The sequence below is a fragment of the Morganella sp. HMSC11D09 genome, from assembly GCF_001807955.1.
Taxonomy (GTDB): Bacteria; Pseudomonadota; Gammaproteobacteria; order Enterobacterales; family Enterobacteriaceae; genus Morganella; species Morganella morganii.
In genome coordinates this window covers 1-534 of record NZ_KV791681.1, presented here as the reverse complement: position 1 = coordinate 534, position 534 = coordinate 1, and the positions used below count along the sequence as shown (strand labels likewise).

Annotated in this window: 1 protein-coding gene; it reads left to right on the top strand. The window is 57.1% G+C overall.

The genetic code is table 11. The features are described from left to right. The coding region (gene dinB, locus HMPREF3119_RS07625; protein WP_139144838.1) for a DNA polymerase IV at positions 1–534 on the top strand (534 nt) is incomplete at both ends.

The following is a 534-nucleotide window of genomic DNA, read 5'->3' as shown; positions in this document are numbered from 1 at the left end:
TATCCCGCTGGCTATCGGCGGCAGTTCCGACCGGCGCGGTGTGATTGCGACCGCCAATTATCCGGCGCGGCGCTTCGGGGTGCACAGCGCGATGTCAACGGCAAAAGCACTGCTGCTGTGTCCGCATCTGAAAGTGATCCCTGGGCGGATGGAGCTGTATAAAACCACCTCCCGCCACCTGCATGCGATTTTCGCCCGTTATACTTCACTGATTGAGCCGCTGTCACTGGATGAAGCTTATCTTGATGTGACGGACAGCCCGCAGTGCCGGGGTTCAGCCACACTGATGGCGGAAGAGATCCGCAAAACCATTTTTACCGAGCTGGGGCTGACCGCATCTGCCGGTGTGGCACCGGTGAAATTCCTTGCCAAAATTGCGTCTGATCTGAATAAACCCGACGGGCAGTACATTATCACGCCGGAGCAGGTGACGGATTTTGTGTTGTCACTGCCACTGCGTAAAATTCCCGGTGTGGGAAAGGTGACAGCAAAGCGACTGGCTGATCTCGGTCTGGAGACCTGCCGGGATGTGCA